Raw genomic sequence first — 20,079 nt, forward strand, 5'->3', positions numbered from 1 at the left:
AATTTGTATTTTTTGCTAAAATATCTGTTTCAAAATTTATAAAGGAGAAAAAATGCAGTTTCAAACTGAAGTAAATCAACTTTTACAATTGATGATTCATTCCTTATACTCAAACAAGGAAATATTTTTAAGAGAACTTGTATCAAATTCAAGTGATGCTTTGGATAAACTTAATTTTTTAAGCGTGAGTGATGATAAATATAAAAGTTTAAAATTTGAACCTAGAATAGATATTAAAATCGATAAAGATAAGAAAACCCTTACTATTAGCGATAATGGTATAGGTATGGATAAAGATGATCTTATTAACAATCTTGGAACCATAGCAAAAAGTGGTACAAAAAGTTTTTTAGAGAATTTAAGTGGTGATGCAAAAAAAGATTCTCAACTTATAGGACAATTTGGTGTAGGTTTTTATTCTGCATTTATGGTGGCTAGTAAAATCGAAGTTTTAAGCAAAAAAGCTTTAGATGATAAAGCTTATCTTTGGATTTCTGATGCAAATGGCTATGAGATTGAAGATGCGACTAAAGAAGAGCAAGGGACAAGTATTACTTTATATTTAAAAGATGATGAATTTGCAAATTCTTATAAAATCGAAAGTATTATAGAAAAATATTCAAATCATATCCAATTTCCAATTTTTATGGAAAAAGAGGAATTTATCCCTGCTAAAGAGGGCGAGGAAGAAGGAAAAACCGAGCTTAAAATTTCTCAAATTAATAAAGCTAATGCCTTGTGGAGAATGCAAAAATCAAGCCTTAAGACAGAGGATTATGAAAGATTTTATGAGCAAAATTTTCACGATTCTAACAAGCCTTTGCTTTATCTTCATACTAAGAGTGAGGGAAAATTAGAATACAATTCTTTATTTTTTATTCCGCAAAATGCACCTTTTGATCTTTATCGTGTGGATTATCAAAGCGGATTAAAACTTTATGTAAAACGCGTATTTATCAGCGATGATGATAAGGAGCTTTTACCGACTTATTTGCGTTTTGTGCGCGGGATTATTGATGTAGAGGATTTACCACTTAATGTAAGCCGTGAAATTTTACAAGAAAATCAAATTTTAAAAGGCGTAAAAGAAGCCAGCGTTAAAAAAATACTTAGCGAGCTTGAAAAACTTAAAAATAAAGATAAAGAAAAATATTTAAGCTTTTTTAAGAATTTTGGCAAAGTGTTAAAAGAGGGACTTTATGGTTTTGGTGGCGAAAAAGACAGTCTTTTAAAACTCATGCTTTATAAAAGCACTAAGGGTGAAAGTTTGCGCTCTTTAGAAGAATATAAAAATGATATACAAGGCGAGCAAAAAGAAATTTTCTATATCACTGGAAACAATGAAAGCTTGCTTAGAAATTCACCTTTACTTGAAGAATATAAGCAAAAAAATATAGAAGTATTACTTATGGATGATGAGATTGATTCTTTGATTGCTCCTATGCTTGGAGAATATGAAGGCTTGAAATTTATAGCCATTAATCAAGTTGAAGATAAAAATGAATTAAGCGATGAGGAAAAAAATGAATTTGCTCCATTGGTGGCTAAATTTAAAGAGCTTTTAAAGGATCAAGTTGAAGATGTGAGACTTACAAGTCGTTTAAAAGATAGTCCAAGTTGTATTGTTTATGATAAAAATAAGCCTGATTTTGCAATGCAGCAGCTTTTAAAACAAATGGGACAAGAACAAAACTTTAAACCTATTTTAGAAATCAATCCAAAACACGCCATTTTTACAGGTCTTAAAAATAATGAAACTTTTAGTGCTGATATAGCAACCTTAGTTTTAAATATGGCAAAACTTAGCGAAGGTATGGGTGTGGATAATCCGGCTGAATTTAATGCAAGCCTTACAAAAATCATCACTAAGGCTTTCTCATGATTACAAATCTCCCAGCAAGTGTTTGGATGAAGCAGGATTTAAGCGAATATCAAATTTTTGATGTTCGCACTCCAGCTGAATGGGAGGAGGGTGTTTTACCTCATGCTGAATGTGTAGCTTTGTATGATAATCATGGGCTTTTAAATGCTAATTTTTTAGAAGAATTTCAAGCGAGAAGAAATGAAAATAAAAAACTTGCTTTTATTTGTCGTGGAGGTCATAGAAGTATGATGGCTGCAAATTTTATTAAAAATGAACTCGGTTTAGAAAGTGTAAATTTAGATGGTGGGATGTTGGCATTAAAAGGCTTGATATGATAGGACTTTATTTGTTGATAGCAGCGTTATCTTTTTTACTCCTTTATTTTGCACTTAAAAAACTTACTTTAAATATAGATGAAAAGGCCTTGCTTGAGCCTATAAAATCAGATATTTATCCCAAATTTTGTGATATTATCGATGAAAGAATTAGAGAATTTAAGGATGGGGTTCAAAATAATAGTTTTACCTTAAAAGATCAAGATAAAAAAGATGAATTATTGGAAAAATTAGGGGATTTAAGCAGAGAGCTTACCTTCATACAAACAATGAATTTAAGCAATAAAAGCGATAGTGTATGGCAAAGTGAGCTTTTTGATTTTTTAAAAGAGCTTGAAAAATTATTGCTTGAATATTTGGAAAATGGCGAAGAAGAGGCTGAAAATTTAAGAGAAAATTTGATGAATGAATTTGAAAAGCTTAGAGGCTAAGGTGCAAGAACGCAAAAACTTTTTAAAATATCTCAAGATGACTTTTTGGGGTATTTTTACTTTGGTTTTAATCTTTGCTTTAATTCGATTTAGTGAATTGGCTAATTTATTGGCTGGAGTTGCAATTTTACTTATAGGAATGACCAATTTAAGCCTAGGATTTAAATCTTTTAGTGGCGGCTTGCTTGAAAAAATTCTTACTCACTCGACAAATACAAAACTTAAAAGCATACTTTTTGGTGCTATTAGCACTCTTATCATGCAATCTTCAACTTTAGTTTCGATTATCTCTCTTTCTTTTTTGAGCGCAGGACTAATATCTTTAGTTGCTGGTGTGGGTATTATTTTTGGTGCAAATTTGGGAAATACTGCAAGTTCATGGTTGATTGTTTGGCTTACAAGAGTTAATATTTCTATCTTGGCTATACCTTTGCTCGTAATTGGAGTTTTGTTTTTCTTTCAAAAAGATAATATGATTAAAAGTTTTGGAAATATTTTTATAGGTATAGGTTTTTTCTTCTTAGGAGTGGATTATATAAAAAATGGTTTTAATGAATTTCAAGATGCTATAGATTTGTCTTATTTTGATTTTACAGGTTTTAAGGGAGTGTTGATTTTTGTAGGTCTTGGGGCTTTGCTTACAGGTATTATTCAATCAAGCACAGCAACAATAGCCATTATAGTCGCAGCACTATTGACAGGGCAAATCAGTTTTGAAAATTCTTTAGCAGCGACTTTGGGTACGAGTGTAGGAGGTGTGGTAACAGCTGTGCTAGCTTCTTTAAGTACTAATGTTGAGGGCAAAAAGCTTGCTTTTGCAAATTGTATTTTTAATTTTACTATTGCAATTATAATCATACTTATTTTTCCTTATTTTATTGATTTTTTAAATGGGATGGCAAAAATTTTAAATATAGAAAATTTAGCTTTAAAAATGGCCTTATTTCATACTTTGTTTAATCTTTTAGGAATATTTATCTTTGTATTGTTTATCCCACAATTGGTAAATTTTTTAAACAAAATCGTTAAAGCACCTAAAGATAAAAATAAAGATCGACCCTTATATCTTGAACCTAGTTTATTGAAATTTAGTGATACAGCTATCGAAGCTTTGCAAAAAGAAAGTGAACATCTTTATGATAATGCGTATGCGATTATCGCTCATGCTATAGGGTTGAGTCGTAAAGATATACAAAGCAATAAAAGCTTTGAAGAAATTTTGCAAAATAAAAAATGGTTTAGTAAAAATGTGGATTTGGATTATTTGTATCAAACTAGAATCAAAGTGCTTTTTGAAGCTATCATTGACTTTTCAACCAAAGCGCAAATTCACATAGATGATGAACTTAAAAATCACAGAATTTTTACTTTTAAAATCGCTGCTAAAAATCTTACAGAGGCAACTAAAAATTTAAAATTAGTTCAAGAAAATATCAAAAAATACTCTAATTGCGGTAATAAAGATTTGGCCTTAGAATACAATAAAATAAGATCTAATTTAGGAGAATTGCTAAGAAGTATTCAAGAGCTTAGAAGCGTGGACGATGAAAAAGTGTATTTGATTATTAAAAATCTTCAAAAAGGTAAGGAAATTCTAAAAGAAATTGATGGTTTAACTCTTAATAATGTCGAACATCTTATTTTAGTTAGAAAAATCACTACCGCAGAGGGTATATCTATAATTAATGATACAAGTTTTATTGCTAAGATTGCTAAAGATCTTATAGATGCCGTTGAAATCATTTTCGCAAGAGAAAAGGTGCTTTGGGATGATATTAATTAAGAGTTTGATTATTTTCTGTGATGATAGGGGTTAGAAAATCTTCATTGATTAAAATATCTACAACATCTTTAAACATAGGCAAAGCACTTTGAGCAGCATAGTAACTATAAGGCTTGGTAGGGTTTCTTACTAAAACCCCTATGGTATAGTTATGTTTTGTATCGTTGGCAAAACCGAAAAAAGAAGCATTATAGCGATTGGAGGTATAGCCTTGTCTTTCTGCAATACGCGCAGTTCCTGTTTTACCCCCTACGATTATACCTTGAGTGATAGCTTTTTTTCCTGTACCTTTTTCTATAACATCAATAAGAATTTTTTGCATGGTTTGCGCTGCTTGCGGGGTTAAAATAACTTCTTTTTTGATATCCTCTTCAAGACTTACAAAGCGTCCATCTTGATAGAATTTTTCAGCCAAATGCGGAGTGATGTAAACTCCATTGTTATTAAAAACATTATAAGCAGCAAGTAGTTGTATAAAGGTTGTTTTTAAGCCATATCCATAGCTTAATACCGACTTTTCTATATCTCTTAAGCGCTTGGAATTAGGGATTTCTCCTTTTTGCTCGTAAGGCAAGTCAATTCCGCTTTTTTCGCCAAATTTAAAAATTTTAAGTCCAGCAATGATTTCAAGATTACTCAATCTTTTCGCAATTTGTATCATACCTATATTAGAAGAATATCTAATCACCTCTTCCATAGTCATTTGATCCATTTTATGATCATCTCTAATAGTGAAACGCCCCAGTTTATAAGCTCCACCATAGGTGTTAATTACTTCATCTGTCTTGAGTTTGCCAAGTCTTAGAGCAGTTGTAAAAATAAAAGGCTTGATAACCGATCCTGCTTCATATCCATACTCTATAGCGCTTGCATTTAAAACAGATAAATCTTTACCGCGATTTTGGGGATCATAACGCCTAGAACTTGCCAGAGCTAGAATTTGACCTGTTTTACTATCCATAACTCCAACTATGATTTCATTAGCTTTTAAATCTTCATTTCTTCCATCAATCGCTTTTTCAATGCTTTTTTGAAGTTTTAAGGATATATTAAGATATAAAAGACAGCCATCAATCTTTTTTTGCTGCAATGAGTTTAAATTTAAGATTATATTTCCACCTATATCTTTTAGGCCTTGAATTTTTTCATTTTGGAGTGGACTTAAGCAGTCGTCATAGTATTTTTCAAGTCCTTTTACTCCAACATTTTTTAAAATTCCGCTTTGAGGATCTAAAACCATTTTAGTATAACCTATGGCTGGAGTTAAAGCATCTTTAGACATATAAATTCTATCTTCTTCATGTTCGATAATGCTTAAACCTCTTGTTTCAACCTTTCCTAGGTTATTGGTAAATGCTTTAAAAAATCCTTGTATATAAAGCTTTTTTGCAAGATCTCTAAGATAGCTTGCTTGTTTAGAATCTAAATTTTGAGAAAGGATAAAATGATAGGATCGTTTTTTCTGTTTTTGAATTCTTTTTTTAATATCTGCAATTTCATCATCGCTAATTCCACTATATATTTGAAAAAGCTTTAAAAATAAATCAAATTTATCCTTATTGATACTTCTTAAATCAATTTCTGCGCGATAAATTTGCCTTGAGCTTGTGATAGTAAAATTATCTTTAGTGATGATATTTCCGCGTAAGGCAAGAGAGTATTGATCTTTTTCAGTGTTGGGGATATGGCGCTTTGAAGTGAGAAAAAAGGTAGAGCTAAGAAAAATGATCATAAAAAAAAGCGCCATGCAGTAAGCAAAGGCGACTTTTGAAACACGATTTTTCTTATGCTCTTGCATACAGCTTAAATTTGTGTTCTTGTGATTTCTTTATAAGCGCTGATAGCTTTATTTCGAACCTCTAGCATAAATTTCATACTGCTTTCAGCTTTTGTGATAGCAATAGCTGCTTGGTGTAAATCTTTTACCTGTCCTGTTGCAATATCTGTCATCGCAGCTTCTGCAGTTTTTTGAGTTTTATCTAAATCTTCGATTTCGTTTTTAAGCATTTTAGCAAATTCGTCGCCGATTTTATCATTAGAATTTTGGCTTTTGTTTGCATTTGAAATGTTATTATTTAATCTTAAATCATTAATATTATTCATATTTTATTATCCTCTTAATAAATCAATCGCACTTTGAGCTATGGTTTTTGCACTTGTAAAAGCACTAACATTAGCTTGATAAGCTCTTGTTGCTTCAATCAAATCTGCCATTTCGATGACAGGATTTACATTTGGATATGCTACATAGCCTTGCGCATTAGCATCAGGATGAGAAGGATCATATTTCATACGAAAATCTTTATCATCTCTTACGACTTTATCTACAACAACGCTTTGTATAGCAGGCTTTGCCTCTTCAGGTGAGCTTGGATCATTTAAAGGATTTTCATATTTTAAAAAGTTATTGTCCTTATTAATTTGCTCGTTTAAAAGCTTATCAAAATCTGTCGCTTTAAAGATCACTTCGCGTCTTCGATAAGGTCCGCCTTCAGCTGTTCTTGTTGTGTTTGCATTAGCTATATTGGAGCTAATAACATTCATTCTAAAGCGTTGCGCACTTAAACCATATCCGCTAATATCAAAATCACTTAAGTATGCCATAATTTACCTTTAACTTAATTTAGAACTTGCATCAAGTATAGAGCTAAAAATATTACTTTGTCTTCTTAAGACCCCATCAAGAGCTGTAATCATCACTGTATTTTTACTCATTTCAGTTGTCTCAACATCTAAATCCACAGTATTTGCATCATTTCTTGCTAAATGTCCATCCCTTAGATAAATAGTAGATTTGCTAGGATCTGGGAATTTCCAAGGTTTTTGATGTCCTTCTTCAGTTATTGCTAATTGTAATTCTTTATTATCATTTTTTTTAAAGATTTCATTTGCACGATTTACTAAAGCAGTTTCAAATTCAATATCTCTTGCTTTATAAAAAGGAGTGTCAACATTTGCAAGGTTTGCATTGATGAGTTGATTTCTTAAATTTCTACCCGCTAAAGCACTTGTGATAAGTTCTTTTGATTTGAATGGGTTAATCATTTTTTATCCTTTTTATAATTTCAAAAATTAACAAGCAAATACTGTTCCAACTTGCATAAATTTTTGCAATTTTAGTTATTTGTTTTTTTGTGATTGAATGGCTTTATTATGATCATTGAGATTGGTGCTAAAAATATGCGCCCCTGTGGTTTTATCTCTTACAAAATATAAATAATCAGTTTTTGCAGGAAAGATAGCAGCACGAATTGCGGATAAAGAGACATTACAAACTGCTTCTTTAGGCAAACCTTCAAATTTATAAGTATTATAAGAGCTATTATCTTCTCTTATTCTTTGAGGAGTGATTTTTGTATGAGAATAAAATCCATAGTTTAAGGTTCCATCCATTTGGAGCTTCATACCTTTTTTTATACGGTTATAAATAACGCTTGCAACTATAGGCATTTCGCTTTCATTAGCCGCTTCTTTTTGAATGACTGATGCTGTTATGATGTATTGGTGCCATTTTTTGGCATTGTATTCGCCAAAAATTTTCTCCGAAGTTTTTCTATTTGAATTTTCTGCATGTTTGAGCAAAACTTGAACCAAAAGTGCTTCTGTGATTCCTTTTGGAATTTTGTAAGTTTCAGGAAGAAAAACCCCTTCTTTATATGTAGCTTGTTTTTCAAATTCGGCTAAAAGCGTGTTTTTATCAAGTTCTAATTGTTTTGCAGCTTGCTCTAAAAAAATCACACTGGTTTCTCCAGGGATGAGAGTAAGGGTTTCTAATGCTGCTTTAGCTATGGTGAGTTTGTGTAAAAATTCTATTCTATTGAGTTCTTTTGTGCCTATATTTATCCAGCCTGATTGAGGATGACCCAAGAAAAATAAGATATATTTATCAATCGTGCTCATTTCATATTTATTTTGTTTTAGATGTGTTATAATTTGAGCAATGGAACCTTGAGGCAAAAAAACAACAGAATTGCTTTTTAAAGGTTGTGTTAAATAATAAAAAATTCCTAAAATAAATATCAAAAAGAAGTTTCTAATGAAAAAGAAAATTGTATATGCATTACTTGTTTTAATTGTATTTATCTCAGTTGTATTTTTAGTTCTTAAGAATGGTATTCTCATATCTCATATCCAATTTAGTTTTTTAAATTTGGAGCAATTATATATTAAATTAGATAAAAAACTCATTGTGCGAGCAAAAAATATCACATTTAATGAAGATAACAATGCAAGTATTCAGGATGATAAGAATGTAAATTCTGACTTTGCTTCTAAGGAATTGTTAAATATTACTAAAAATTTAAAATATCTTTATACTTTTGTTGAGGAAATAGACATACAAAATTTCAATATCAAAGATAATCATATGCGTATATTGTTTAAAAATGATGAATTTTTTGTAGATAATGATTTATTGTTTTTAAAACTTGCGCTACACAGAGAAGGAAAGGAAATTAATGCTGATATTAAAAATCTTTTGCTTAAAGATTATAATTTAAGCATAGATGGAAATTTAAGTATTAATGCAAAAAGTGAATTTTATAATTTTAAAGGCCAAGCAAATAGTGATTTGGCTGATTTTAAGATAAATATTTCTTACAAAAATCAAAACCTAGCCTATAAATTTGAAGATATCAATATTAGAGATATTACCACTATCTTCAATCAAGCAAAAAAAAGAATAGCATTGCCCGAACCTTTAGTTCTTTGGGTTGCGCATAGGGCTAAAGGAGATTTTTATCATTTTGATTTTATTCAAGGTTTTATTGATTTTTCTAAAAATAATTATTATTTTGATGATATCAGTGCTTGGGGTTATGCAAATAATGTAAAAGTTCGTTTGGATAATCAAATGAATGCTATTAATTTTCCAAAACTTGATTTAAATTTAAGCAATCAAAAATTAAATTTTACCTTCAATAAGGCAAGTTATAATGAATCAGATTTAAGTGAAAGCAAGGTGTTTTTATATGATTTATTTGATAATAAAAAGCATGGAATTTACTTGCGTATCAAATCTAAAAATTTAAAATTTGATGAAAAACTTGCTAAGGCATTAAAAAATTATGATTTAAATTTACCTTTTTACCAAAAAAATGGAAAACTTGGAAGTGATTTAGAGCTTATAATCGATTTTAACGAAAAGGGTGATGTAAAATATAATGGCACTTTGTCTTTAGAAAATGCGGAGCTTTCATTAGCAAATTTTAGCGTGGCTAGAGCTTTTGTTAAATTAAATCAAAATGCTTTGAGTATAGAAAATGCAAGCGTAAAAAATGAGTTTTTGGAAGCAGATTTTAATGCTAAAATCGATCTAGCTACCCATAAGGGTATTTTTGATACTCAAATTTCAAGATTATATTTTGACAATGGCGAGCTTTTTGATATGAGAAATCAAAAAACAAAGATAAATTTAGACTATACAGATGATTTACAGCTTAGTGTGCCAGAATGGGATTTGACTTTAAATTTTAAAGAAGGACTTGAAGCATATGCAAACAATCCTAATATTTTAATCCCTCATTCGCCTTTATTAAAAAAATTCGGTTTTATGGGTGCAAAAAGTATTTATTATAAAAGTGTAGACTTTAATGATTTTAATGCGCAAATACAGGATGCTCATTTTAAAAATAACTTATTGGTTAATAACAAGCCTTACGAAAATGATAGCTTTGGTATTGTTCGTAAAAGTGGTGTTTTAAACATAAATACACAAAGTGGTTTAGCTAATGTTAAGGTTATTGATAATAATAAAACCATACATCTTAAAAATTTAACTTATATTTACCAAAAAGATGAAAATGCTTCTACTTCTTCATTTGATATAGCAAAAAATACTCAAAATATTATACTTAATGGAGAAAATCTCACTTTGATTTTAGCAGATTTTAACAAAACTCTAAATTTCGATAAAATGGAGGCAAATTTAAAAAGTGATATCTTAGATGCTAGGGCTACTCGCAAGAATGCAAATTTTGATCTTCATTATAGTCCTAATGATTTGAAATTATTTATTAAAAATATAAACGATGAACATCTGAATGAATTTTTGCAAAAACGGGCTGTGCAAGAGGGTGTCTTTAATTTTAGCGTGATAGGTAGTGGCCTAGATTATTTTGAGGGGGAATTTAATTTTAAAGATACCTTTATAAGGGATCTTAAAGGGGTTAATCAGCTTATATCTTTTATCGATACGGTTCCAAGTCTTTTGATGTTTAAAACTCCTACTTTTAATGAAAAAGGTTTAAGTTTGCATGATGGAAGAGTTGTTTTTAATCGTAAAAAGGATTTGTTAAGTTTTGAAGCGATTAATTTAAATGGCAACAGTATGGATTTGTATGGTTTAGGCAGTGCAAATTTAAGATTAAATACCATAGATATAGATTTAGAATTAAAAACTTTAAAATCAGCTTCTGAAACTATTTCAAAGGTTCCGATTTTAAATTATGTTATTTTGGGGAAAAATCAAGAGATAAGCGCCAATATAAAAGTCGATGGCGCTTTAGATGATCCAAAATTTCACACTCAAATTTTAAGCGATACTTTAAAAACCCCTTTTAATTTGATTAAAAATATCATACAACTTCCTTCTAATTTGTTTAATTAAAAGTGTTTAAAGTTTGTTTTAAAACTAAAACAAACTTTAAATTTACTCTTGCATTTTTTTTTAATTGTAATATACTTTAGATTGAAAAATAAAATTAGTGTTTAAAAGGACAGAAAATGCAAGTTACTTACACTTTGACAGATGAGTCTCCAGCACTTGCGACCTATTCGTTTTTACCTATAGTAAAAGCTTTTTTAAGCAAGGCGCATATAGGAGTAAAAACTTCTGATATTTCGCTATCTGGAAGAATTTTAGCTACTTTTAGTGAGTATCTAAAAGAAGATCAAAGATGCGAAGATGCTTTGGAGCTTTTGGGTGAGCTCGTAAAAAAATCAGATGCAAATTTAATCAAAACTCCAAATATTTCAGCTTCTATTCCACAGCTGAAAGCTGCTATTAAAGAATTGCAGGAAAAGGGTTATATGTTACCAAACTACCCAGACGAACCAAAAAACGATGAAGAATTTCAAATAAAAGCAAAATATCAAAAAGTTTTAGGTTCAGCGGTTAATCCTGTGCTTAGACAAGGCAATTCAGATCGCCGTTCTACTAAAGCGGTAAAAGATTATGCAAAGAATAATCCTTATCGTGTGGTTGAGTTTAATCCTAATTCTAAAACTCGTGTATCTTATATGAAAGAAGGTGATTTCTTTTCTAATGAAAAAGCGGTTTTAATCGATGAGGATTGTGTAGCAAGTATTGAATTTGTTGCAGATAGTGGTAAAAGTGAAATTTTAAAAGAAGGCTTAAAGCTTGAAAAAAATGAAATTTTAGATGCAACCTTTATGGATGTAGAAAAATTGCAAGATTTTTATGCTAAAGAAATCAAAGCAAGCAAAGATAATGATTTACTTTTCTCTCTTCATTTAAAAGCTACGATGATGAAAGTAAGCGATCCTATACTTTTTGGTTATGCGGTAAAAATCTTTTTTAAAGAATTATTTGATGAATTTAAAGATGAATTTGAAACACTTGGAATCAATCCAAACAATGGATTGAGCGAACTTTTAAGCAAGGTGCAAACTTCAAGCAAGAAAGACGAAATTTTAAGAAGATACAACGAAATTTTAAACAGTCGTGCTGATATTTCTATGGTAAATTCAGATAAGGGTATCACCAATTTACATGTTCCAAGCGATGTTATTGTTGATGCTTCTATGCCTGCTATGCTTAAAAATGGTGCAAGATTATGGGATAAAGAAGGCAAAGAAAAAGACACAAATGCAGTTATCCCTGATCAAACTTACGCAACTATTTATGAAGCGGTTATCGAAGATTTGCATAAGAATGGCACTTTAAATCCTGCGAAATTAGGCAGTGTATCTAATGTAGGTTTGATGGCTAAAAAAGCTCAAGAATACGGCTCACATGATAAAACATTTGTTGCTAAAGAAGATGGAGTGTTTAAAATCATTGCCAAAGGTAAGGTTTTATTAGAGCATAAAGTTAGAAAAGGTGATATTTATAGAGCCAATCAAGCTAAATTTGACGCTGTTTTAAATTGGATCGATTTGGGTATAGAAAGAGCTGATTTGACAGGAGCTGAAGCGATTTTTTGGCTAGACAGTAAAAGAGCTAGTAATAAAATTATGATAGATTTAGTTCAAAACCGTCTTAAGGAAAAAAATAAAAATATAGCTATCCTTGCTCCTTATGAAGCTTGCTTAAAAAGCTTAGAATTGATTCGTGCTGGAAAAGATGCTATTTCTATTACAGGAAATGTCTTAAGAGATTATTTAACCGATCTTTTTCCTATTCTAGAGCTTGGAACAAGTGCTAAAATGCTTTCAGTTGTACCAATGTTAAATGGTGGAGCTATGTTTGAAACCGGAGCAGGAGGTTCAGCACCAAAGCAAGTAGAACAATTAGTCGAAGAAAATCATTTACGTTGGGATAGCTTGGGTGAATTTTTAGCCCTACAAGCAAGCTTAGAATTTTATGCTAATAAATGCAATAATCATAAAGCTAAAGTCTTAGCAGAATGTCTTGATGAGGCTATAGGTGAATGGCTTGAAAACAATAAAGCTCCATCAAGAAAAGTAAAAGAAGATGATAATCGTACAAGCCATTTTTATTTAGCAATGTATTTTGCAAATCATTTGGCAAGACAAGCAAATGATATGGAGCTTCAAAGCTTTTTTAAAGATATTGCCTTAGAGCTTTCCTCTAATGAAGAAAAAATTAGAGCCGAATTTAATGATGCACAAGGTGTGAAAGTCGATTTGGGTGGATATTATAAATTTGATGATGAGAAAGCAAATAAAATTATGCGCCCAAGTGCAACTTTTAATGCTATCATAGAAAAAATAGGACAAAGATGAAAATCACAATCATCGGTGCAGGGAATGTAGGCTCAAGCGTAGCCTATGCTTTAATTTTGCGTGAATTGGCAAATGAGATTGTTTTAGTTGATATCAATGAAGATTTATTGATTGCAAGGGAATTAGAATTATCCCAAAGCATAGCTGCTTTAAATTTAGACATAGAATTAACTTGTACTAAGGATTATACTTATACAAAAAATTCTGATATTGTGCTTTTTAGCGCAGGATTTGCAAGAAAAGATGGCCAAAGTAGAGAAGAGCTTTTGCAGCTAAATACAAACATTATGCTTGATTGTGCTAAAAAAATTAAAGAATTTAATCCTGATCCACTTTTTATCATTTTAACAAATCCGGTGGATTTTTTGCTCAATACTCTTTATGAGAGTGGAATTTTTTCTTCTAAAAAAATTGTTGCTATGGCAGGGGTTTTAGACAATGCAAGATTTAAGTATGAAGTAGCTAAAAAGTTAAAAGCTAGAATTTCAAGTGTGGATACAAGATTAATTGGTTTTCATAATGATGATATGGTTTTAGTAAAATCTTATGCAAGTGTTAAAAATCAAAAACTCGGAGAACTTTTAAGTGAAGAAGAATTTGAGGATTTGGAAAATGAAGTTAAAACCGGTGGAGCAAAGGTGATTAAACATCTTAAAACTTCAGCATATTTGGCACCTGCAAGCGCTTGTGTAAGAATGCTCGAATCTATAAGAAGTGGAGAATTTTTACCTATGAGTGTGATTTTGCATGGAGAATTTGGAGTGCAAAATAAAGCTTTAGGTACTATGGCAAGATTGGGTTTAGAGGGCGTTGTTGAGATTATGAAGCTTGAACTTAGCGACGAAGAAAAAGACAAGGTAAAAAAATCATTAATAAAATATCAATATATAAAGGAAGATAAATGAATATACATGAATATCAAGCAAAAGCGATTTTTGCAGACAATGGTATCCCTACTTTAAAGGGAAAGGTTGCATTTAGCGTAGAAGAAGCTGTAGAAAATGCTAAAGAATTAGGCGGTAGCGTTTGGGCTGTGAAAGCTCAAATCCATGCAGGTGGTCGTGGTCTTGGCGGTGGTGTTAAAATCGCTAAAAATTTAGATGAGGTAAAAGATTATGCAAGTAAAATTTTAGGAATGAATTTGGTTACTCATCAAACAGGACCTGAAGGTAAGCTCGTGCAAAAACTTTATATAGAAAGTGGTGCAAATATAGTAAAAGAATATTATTTGGCTATTTTATTTAACAGAATGGCAGAACAAATTACAATCATTGCTTCAAGCGAAGGGGGGATGGATATAGAAAAAGTGGCTAAAGAAAGCCCTGAAAAAATCGCAAAAGTAGGCATTGATCCACAAATTGGCTTTAAAATGTTTCATGGTCTTGAAGTGGCAAAGGTTTTAGGATTAGATAAAGATGAAAGCAAAAAACTTATTTCTATGATAGCAAAACTTTATAAGCTTTATATGGATAAAGATATGAATATGCTTGAAATCAATCCTTTAATTAAAACTGCAGAAGGAGATTTTTACGCTCTTGATGCAAAATGTAGTTTTGATGACAGTGCACTTTATCGCCATCCAGAGATTGCCGAACTTAGAGATATCACAGAAGAAAATCCTGCTGAAAGAGAAGCAGCTGAATTTGGTTTAAGTTATGTAAAATTAGACGGTGATGTTGCTTGTATGGTAAATGGTGCAGGACTTGCTATGGCAACAATGGATATTATCAATTATAGTGGTGCAAAACCTGCAAACTTCTTAGATGTGGGCGGTGGCGCATCTGCTGAAACAGTTGCAAAAGCTTTTGAAATCATTTTAAGAGATAAAAATGTTAAAGTAATATTTATCAATATTTTTGGTGGTATTGTTCGTTGTGATAGAATCGCAAATGGTATTTTGGAGGCAACTAAAAATGTTGAGGTGAACATTCCTATCGTAGTGCGTCTTGATGGTACAAATGCAGCTGAAGCAAAAGCGATCTTAGATAGTTCAAATCTTAAAAATATCAAAGCAGCAACCAATCTTAAAAATGGTGCAGAATTAGTAAAAAGTTTAGTAGGATAAGGATAAAAAATGAGTATATTGGTTAATAAAAATACAAAAGTAATAGTTCAAGGTTTTACAGGTAAAGAAGCAACTTTTCATGCAGAGCAGTGTATGGCTTATGGTACAAATATAGTCGGAGGTGTAACTCCTCATAAAGGTGGTCAAACTCATCTTGGCAAGCCTGTTTTTGATACAGTTGCAGATGCAGTTAAAGCCACAGGAGCTGATGTAAGTTTGATTTTTGTTCCTGCTTTTGCAGTAGGTGATAGTGTGATTGAAGCAGCGGATGCAGGCATTAAGCTTGCTGTTGTAATTACAGAACATACTCCGGTTAAAGATATGATGTTTGCCAAGCAGTATGCAAATAAAAAAGGCATGAAAATTATAGGACCAAATTGCCCAGGAATCATTACTTCTGAAGAATGCAAATTAGGCATTATGCCAGGCTTTATCTTTAAAAAGGGTTGCGTAGGGCTTATTTCAAAAAGTGGAACTTTAACTTATGAAGCAGCTAATCAAGTAGTTCAAGGTGGGTATGGAATTTCAACAGCAGTAGGCATTGGTGGAGATCCTATCATAGGACTTGCTTATAAAGAACTTTTAAGTGAATTTGAAAAAGATAACGAAACAAAAGCTATTGTTATGATAGGGGAAATCGGCGGTAGCTTAGAAGTAGAAGCAGCAAAATTTATTAAAGAAAATATTAGCAAACCTGTGGTAGCATTCATTGCGGGAGCGACTGCGCCAAAAGGTAAAAGAATGGGACATGCAGGAGCTATAGTAGGTAGTGCTGATGAAAGTGCTGCAGCTAAAAAAGAAGCATTAAAGTCTTATGGAATTCATGTAGTGGATTCTCCAGCTTTAATCGGTGAAGAAATACAAAAAATATTAGGCTAAAAAAGGAAAAAGATATGAGTATAGCAGCTCCAAAAGATACCCCTGTTTGGGTAGATGAGCATAGATGTAAAGCTTGCAATATCTGCGTTAGCTATTGCCCTGCAGGGGTTTTAGCTATGCGCGATGATGTTCATGCGGTTTTGGGACAAATGATAGAGGTTGTACATCCTGAGTCCTGTATAGGTTGTACTGAGTGTGAAACACATTGTCCAGATTTTGCTATTATGGTGGCAAAAAGAGATGAATTTAAATTTGCCAAACTGACTCCGGAAGCTAAAGACAGAGCCGTAGCAGTAAAAAATAATAAATATAAAAAATTAGCATAGGAAAGACAATGAGAGAAGTTATAGCAACAGGTAATGTTTTGATTGCAAAAGCAGCAATTGATTGTGGATGTAAATTTTTTGGAGGTTATCCTATTACACCAAGTTCTGAAATTGCACATGAATTAAGCCATATGCTTCCTGCAAATGATGGAACTTTTATACAAATGGAAGATGAAATTTCGGGTGTAAGTGTGAGTATTGGTGCTGCTATGAGTGGCGTAAAATCAATGACCGCAAGTAGTGGTCCTGGAATTTCGCTTAAAGCAGAGCAAATCGGTCTTGCTTTTATCGCTGAAATTCCACTTGTTATTGTAAATGTTATGCGTGGTGGTCCTTCAACAGGTCTTCCAACAAGGGTGGCTCAAGGGGATTTATTTCAAGCAAAAGCACCTACTCATGGGGATTTTGCTAGTGTGGCTATCGCACCAGCGAGTTTAGAAGAAGCTTATACAGAAACCATAAGAGCGTTTAATTTGGCTGAAAAGTATATGACTCCTGTATTTTTACTTATGGATGAAACTGTAGGGCATATGAATGGTAAAGCGGTATTGCCTGATTTAAAAGATATAGAAATTATTAATCGTAAAAAATTCACAGGCGATAAAAAAGATTATAAACCTTATGCAGCGGGCGAAAATGAACCTGCAACACTCAATCCATTTTTTACTGGCTATCGCTATCATGTAACCGGACTTCATCATGGAGATATAGGTTTTCCAACAGAAGATGGCGCTATAGTTAAGAAAAACATGGAAAGACTTATAGGTAAAATTAAAAACAACCAAGATGATATTTGTACTTATGAAGAATATATGCTTGATGATGCTGAATTTTTAATCATAGCTTACGGAAGCGTAAGTCGTTCTGCTAAAGAAGCTATCAATAGGCTCAGAGAAGAGGGTATTAAGGTAGGACTTTTCCGCCCTATCACACTTTATCCTGTAGCTGAAAAGAAAATTGCTGAAGTGGCAAGCAAATTTAAAAAGGTAATGGTAAGCGAATTAAATATGGGACAGTATCTTGAGGAGATTGAAAGAGTAAGTTCTCGTCGTGATTTTATTAGCTTACATCGTGCAAATGGTCGTCCTATAACACCTAGCGAAATCATTGCTAAAGTAAAGGAGAATATATAAAATGGCGTTTAATTATGATGAATATTTAAGAACTGATAAACTTCCTACTCAATGGTGTTGGGGTTGTGGCGATGGTGTAGTTTTAAAATGTATTATCCGCGCGATAGAAAAGCTGGGTTGGAATATGGATGATGTTTGTCTTGTTTCAGGTATAGGATGTAGCGGTAGAATGAGCTCTTATGTAAATTGCAATACCGTGCACACTACTCATGGTAGAGCTATTGCTTATGCAACAGGCATAAAACTAGCCAATCCTAGCAAACATGTTATTGTAGTAAGTGGCGATGGTGATACTTTAGCAATTGGTGGAAATCATACTATACATGGATGTCGTAGAAATATAGATTTAACTCATATTGTAATCAACAATTTTATTTATGGGCTTACTAATTCTCAAACTTCTCCAACTACTCCAAAAGGTTTTTATACAGTAACTGCACAATTTGGAAATATCGATCCAAATTTTGATGCTTGCGAATTAACTAAAGCTGCTGGAGCTTCTTTCGTGGCAAGAGGAAATGTTATTGAGGCAAATAAATTAGAAAATTTAATTTATAAAGCTTTAGCACACAAAGGTTATAGCTTTGTTGATGTTTTCTCAAATTGTCATATTAACCTAGGTAGAAAAAATAAAATGGGTGAAGCAGTGGCTATGCTTGATTGGATTAAAAATCGTGTTGTGGATAAGTCTAAATTTGAAAGTATGGATTTTGAAGAAAGAAAAGATAAATTCCCAACAGGTGTTTTATATGAAGATAGCACGCAGCCAGAATATTGTCATGCTTATGAAGAAGTGCGTCGTGCAGCCAAAGAAAAAAGAATGGTTGATTTAGGAGCCTTAAAATGAAATATCAATTAAGATTTGGTGGTGAGGGTGGTCAAGGTGTTATCACCGCAGGAGAAATTTTAGCTGAAGCAGCGATTAAAGAAGGTCGTCAAGCCTTTAAAGCTTCAACTTATACTTCCCAAGTGCGTGGAGGTCCGACTAAGGTTGATATTATCATCGATGATAAAGAAATTCTTTTTCCTTATGCGGTAGAGGGCGAAGTAGACTTTATGCTTTCAACTGCAGATAAGGGTTATAAAGGTTTTCGTGGTGGAGTAAAAGAGGGTGGCATCATAGTTGTAGAACCAAATTTGGTTCATCCTGAAAGCGAAGATTATAAAAAATGGCAAATTTTTGAAATTCCTATCATTACTATAGCTAAAGATGAGGTAGGTAATGTAGCTACTCAATCAGTTGTTGCACTAGCCATAGCTGCTTATATGAGTAAATGTATTGATTTGGATATTCTTAAAGAAACGATGCTTCATATGGTTCCAGCTAAAACAAGAGATGCAAATTCTAAAGCTTTTGATTTGGGTGTTAAATATGCACAAGAAACCAAAGCTCATTCTTAAATAAATTTGGGTTTATTCCCAAATTTATTGCTTCTTGAAATAAATTTTTAAACTTTTTCATTTTTTAATTTAGCTACTTTTAACGATTAAAATTTTATAATCAAAAACATATTTATTAAGGAAATTCAATGGATATTTTTGACGAAATGTTTAATAAAACTCCTAAGGAAAAATTTATAGAAATTATACAAAATGGAAATTTAGGAGCTTTAGAAAAAGTATTTGAAAACTTTTTTGCTGATCATATTGCTATGATCGAGCTTTTAGAAAAACAAGGTTTTAATGAAATGGATATGAAAAGCTTTATACTTGAAAATGGAGATTTTATTCAAGAAAGGCAAAACGATCTTTTTATAGAATTAGGTGCTAAAATTTTAGGACATGAGGGCTAATGAGCATTAGGCTTTTGGTTTTTTTTACTTTGATGGCAAATTGCATTGTTTTAAATGCTGCTCCTGTTTTTGATTATACATATAAATTTACACTTAAAAAAGACGAGAGAGCTAGCGTGGAGATTAAAGAGCTTGGTTATGATAATGGGGTTCAAAATTTTGATTTTTATTGGACTTTGTTTGATAATACCAATATAGTCGTTCATTCTAAATTTCGTAAATATCCGCGTCAATTTGTGATGAGTTTAAGAAGAAATTTGGACTGGGTAACCCAAACTTTAATTCCTGATTATAAAAATCCACATATTGATAGAGCAAGGCTTATTTTAGAATTTAGCGAATACAAAAAAGGTGAGGCAATTTTTACTGTGTATATAGAAGATAAGGATTCTAGACTTGAAGTGAAATTTCTTGATCCAAGAAAAATGCAATTAACAAATCCGCCTCAAAATAATCAAGTAGTGCCTATGATAGATTTTAATGAGCCTCAAGTAGAACCATTGATACAACGAGAAAATACCACAAACTAAATTTAAAGGATA

The 20,079-nt window shown here is 31.8% G+C and carries 20 protein-coding genes; 15 read left to right on the forward strand and 5 right to left on the reverse strand.

Translation table 11 applies throughout. The features are described 5' to 3' along the window. Positions 1 to 52: 52 nt before the first annotated feature. Genes htpG through KAR88_RS03490 form a run of 4 tightly spaced genes read left to right on the forward strand, consistent with a single transcriptional unit; the run spans position 53 to position 4,413 of the window. The gene (gene htpG / locus KAR88_RS03475; protein WP_002776065.1) at positions 53 to 1,882 is read left to right on the forward strand and encodes a molecular chaperone HtpG; all 1,830 of its coding nucleotides are present in this window, start codon (positions 53 to 55) and stop codon (positions 1,880 to 1,882) included. Further along, positions 1,879 to 2,199, forward strand: coding sequence for a rhodanese-like domain-containing protein (locus KAR88_RS03480; RefSeq protein ID WP_002780862.1), 321 nt, complete (start codon positions 1,879 to 1,881; stop codon positions 2,197 to 2,199). The genes htpG and KAR88_RS03480 overlap by 4 nt, the downstream gene beginning before the upstream one ends. Further along, positions 2,196 to 2,630, forward strand: coding sequence for a hypothetical protein (locus KAR88_RS03485; RefSeq protein ID WP_002780864.1), 435 nt, complete (start codon positions 2,196 to 2,198; stop codon positions 2,628 to 2,630). Before KAR88_RS03480 ends, KAR88_RS03485 begins: the two co-directional genes overlap by 4 nt. Next, positions 2,605 to 4,413 (forward strand): Na/Pi symporter, encoded by a 1,809-nt coding sequence (locus tag KAR88_RS03490; RefSeq protein WP_002776069.1) that lies wholly within the window; start codon positions 2,605 to 2,607, stop codon positions 4,411 to 4,413. The genes KAR88_RS03485 and KAR88_RS03490 overlap by 26 nt, the downstream gene beginning before the upstream one ends. On the opposite strand, the gene KAR88_RS03495 is transcribed toward KAR88_RS03490, so the two are convergent. From KAR88_RS03495 to mltG, 5 genes are all read right to left on the reverse strand, one after another. Further along, positions 4,406 to 6,211, reverse strand: coding sequence for a penicillin-binding protein 2 (locus KAR88_RS03495; RefSeq protein ID WP_002780868.1), 1,806 nt, complete (start codon positions 6,209 to 6,211; stop codon positions 4,406 to 4,408). The two genes, KAR88_RS03490 and KAR88_RS03495, sit on opposite strands and share 8 nt — an antisense overlap. A 5-nt stretch (positions 6,212 to 6,216) precedes the next feature. Beyond that, positions 6,217 to 6,516 (reverse strand): flagellar hook-basal body complex protein FliE, encoded by a 300-nt coding sequence (fliE, locus tag KAR88_RS03500; protein ID WP_002776071.1) that lies wholly within the window; start codon positions 6,514 to 6,516, stop codon positions 6,217 to 6,219. Positions 6,517 to 6,522: 6 nt separating this feature from the next. Then, entirely contained in the window at positions 6,523 to 7,017 is a 495-nt protein-coding gene (flgC, locus tag KAR88_RS03505; RefSeq protein WP_002776072.1) for a flagellar basal body rod protein FlgC, read from the reverse strand. Between the two features lie 9 nt (positions 7,018 to 7,026). After that, complete coding sequence (flgB, locus tag KAR88_RS03510; RefSeq protein ID WP_002776076.1) at positions 7,027 to 7,458, reverse strand: flagellar basal body rod protein FlgB; 432 nt, start codon at positions 7,456 to 7,458, stop codon at positions 7,027 to 7,029. A gap of 75 nt (positions 7,459 to 7,533) precedes the next feature. Further along, a complete protein-coding gene (gene mltG, locus KAR88_RS03515) occupies positions 7,534 to 8,535 on the reverse strand; it encodes an endolytic transglycosylase MltG (protein WP_002776077.1) in 1,002 nt (333 codons plus the stop codon). Between mltG and KAR88_RS03520 the strand changes: the two genes are divergently transcribed. The 11 genes from KAR88_RS03520 to KAR88_RS03570 all read left to right on the forward strand — a co-directional run bounded on the left by KAR88_RS03520 (position 8,450) and on the right by KAR88_RS03570 (position 20,067). Then, entirely contained in the window at positions 8,450 to 11,020 is a 2,571-nt protein-coding gene (locus tag KAR88_RS03520) for an AsmA-like C-terminal domain-containing protein (RefSeq protein ID WP_002776078.1), read from the forward strand. The two genes, mltG and KAR88_RS03520, sit on opposite strands and share 86 nt — an antisense overlap. Positions 11,021 to 11,136: 116 nt before the next feature. Continuing rightward, positions 11,137 to 13,341, forward strand: coding sequence for an NADP-dependent isocitrate dehydrogenase (locus KAR88_RS03525; RefSeq protein WP_002776080.1), 2,205 nt, complete (start codon positions 11,137 to 11,139; stop codon positions 13,339 to 13,341). Continuing rightward, a complete protein-coding gene (locus KAR88_RS03530) occupies positions 13,338 to 14,246 on the forward strand; it encodes a malate dehydrogenase (protein ID WP_002786005.1) in 909 nt (302 codons plus the stop codon). Before KAR88_RS03525 ends, KAR88_RS03530 begins: the two co-directional genes overlap by 4 nt. Further along, complete coding sequence (gene sucC / locus KAR88_RS03535) at positions 14,243 to 15,406, forward strand: ADP-forming succinate--CoA ligase subunit beta (protein WP_002776084.1); 1,164 nt, start codon at positions 14,243 to 14,245, stop codon at positions 15,404 to 15,406. The genes KAR88_RS03530 and sucC overlap by 4 nt, the downstream gene beginning before the upstream one ends. A gap of 9 nt (positions 15,407 to 15,415) precedes the next feature. Continuing rightward, the gene (gene sucD, locus KAR88_RS03540; RefSeq protein WP_002776090.1) at positions 15,416 to 16,285 is read left to right on the forward strand and encodes a succinate--CoA ligase subunit alpha; all 870 of its coding nucleotides are present in this window, start codon (positions 15,416 to 15,418) and stop codon (positions 16,283 to 16,285) included. A 14-nt stretch (positions 16,286 to 16,299) separates the two neighbouring features. Beyond that, a complete protein-coding gene (locus KAR88_RS03545; RefSeq protein ID WP_002776091.1) occupies positions 16,300 to 16,611 on the forward strand; it encodes a 4Fe-4S binding protein in 312 nt (103 codons plus the stop codon). 8 nt (positions 16,612 to 16,619) lie between these two features. Further along, positions 16,620 to 17,744, forward strand: coding sequence for a 2-oxoglutarate synthase subunit alpha (locus KAR88_RS03550; protein ID WP_002829720.1), 1,125 nt, complete (start codon positions 16,620 to 16,622; stop codon positions 17,742 to 17,744). A gap of 1 nt (position 17,745) precedes the next feature. Further along, on the forward strand, positions 17,746 to 18,591 hold the full coding sequence (locus tag KAR88_RS03555; protein ID WP_002776093.1) for a 2-oxoglutarate ferredoxin oxidoreductase subunit beta: 846 nt from the start codon (positions 17,746 to 17,748) through the stop codon (positions 18,589 to 18,591). Beyond that, positions 18,588 to 19,145, forward strand: coding sequence for a 2-oxoacid:acceptor oxidoreductase family protein (locus KAR88_RS03560; RefSeq protein ID WP_002776094.1), 558 nt, complete (start codon positions 18,588 to 18,590; stop codon positions 19,143 to 19,145). The genes KAR88_RS03555 and KAR88_RS03560 overlap by 4 nt, the downstream gene beginning before the upstream one ends. 128 nt (positions 19,146 to 19,273) lie before the next feature. Beyond that, positions 19,274 to 19,537 (forward strand): DUF2018 family protein, encoded by a 264-nt coding sequence (locus KAR88_RS03565; protein WP_002780876.1) that lies wholly within the window; start codon positions 19,274 to 19,276, stop codon positions 19,535 to 19,537. Continuing rightward, a complete protein-coding gene (locus KAR88_RS03570; RefSeq protein WP_002780877.1) occupies positions 19,537 to 20,067 on the forward strand; it encodes a hypothetical protein in 531 nt (176 codons plus the stop codon). The genes KAR88_RS03565 and KAR88_RS03570 overlap by 1 nt, the downstream gene beginning before the upstream one ends. Positions 20,068 to 20,079 lie beyond the last annotated feature (12 nt).

Origin of the sequence: Campylobacter sp. JH23 (assembly GCF_017846595.1) — a bacterium.
GTDB classification, from domain to species: Bacteria; Campylobacterota; Campylobacteria; order Campylobacterales; family Campylobacteraceae; genus Campylobacter_D; species Campylobacter_D coli.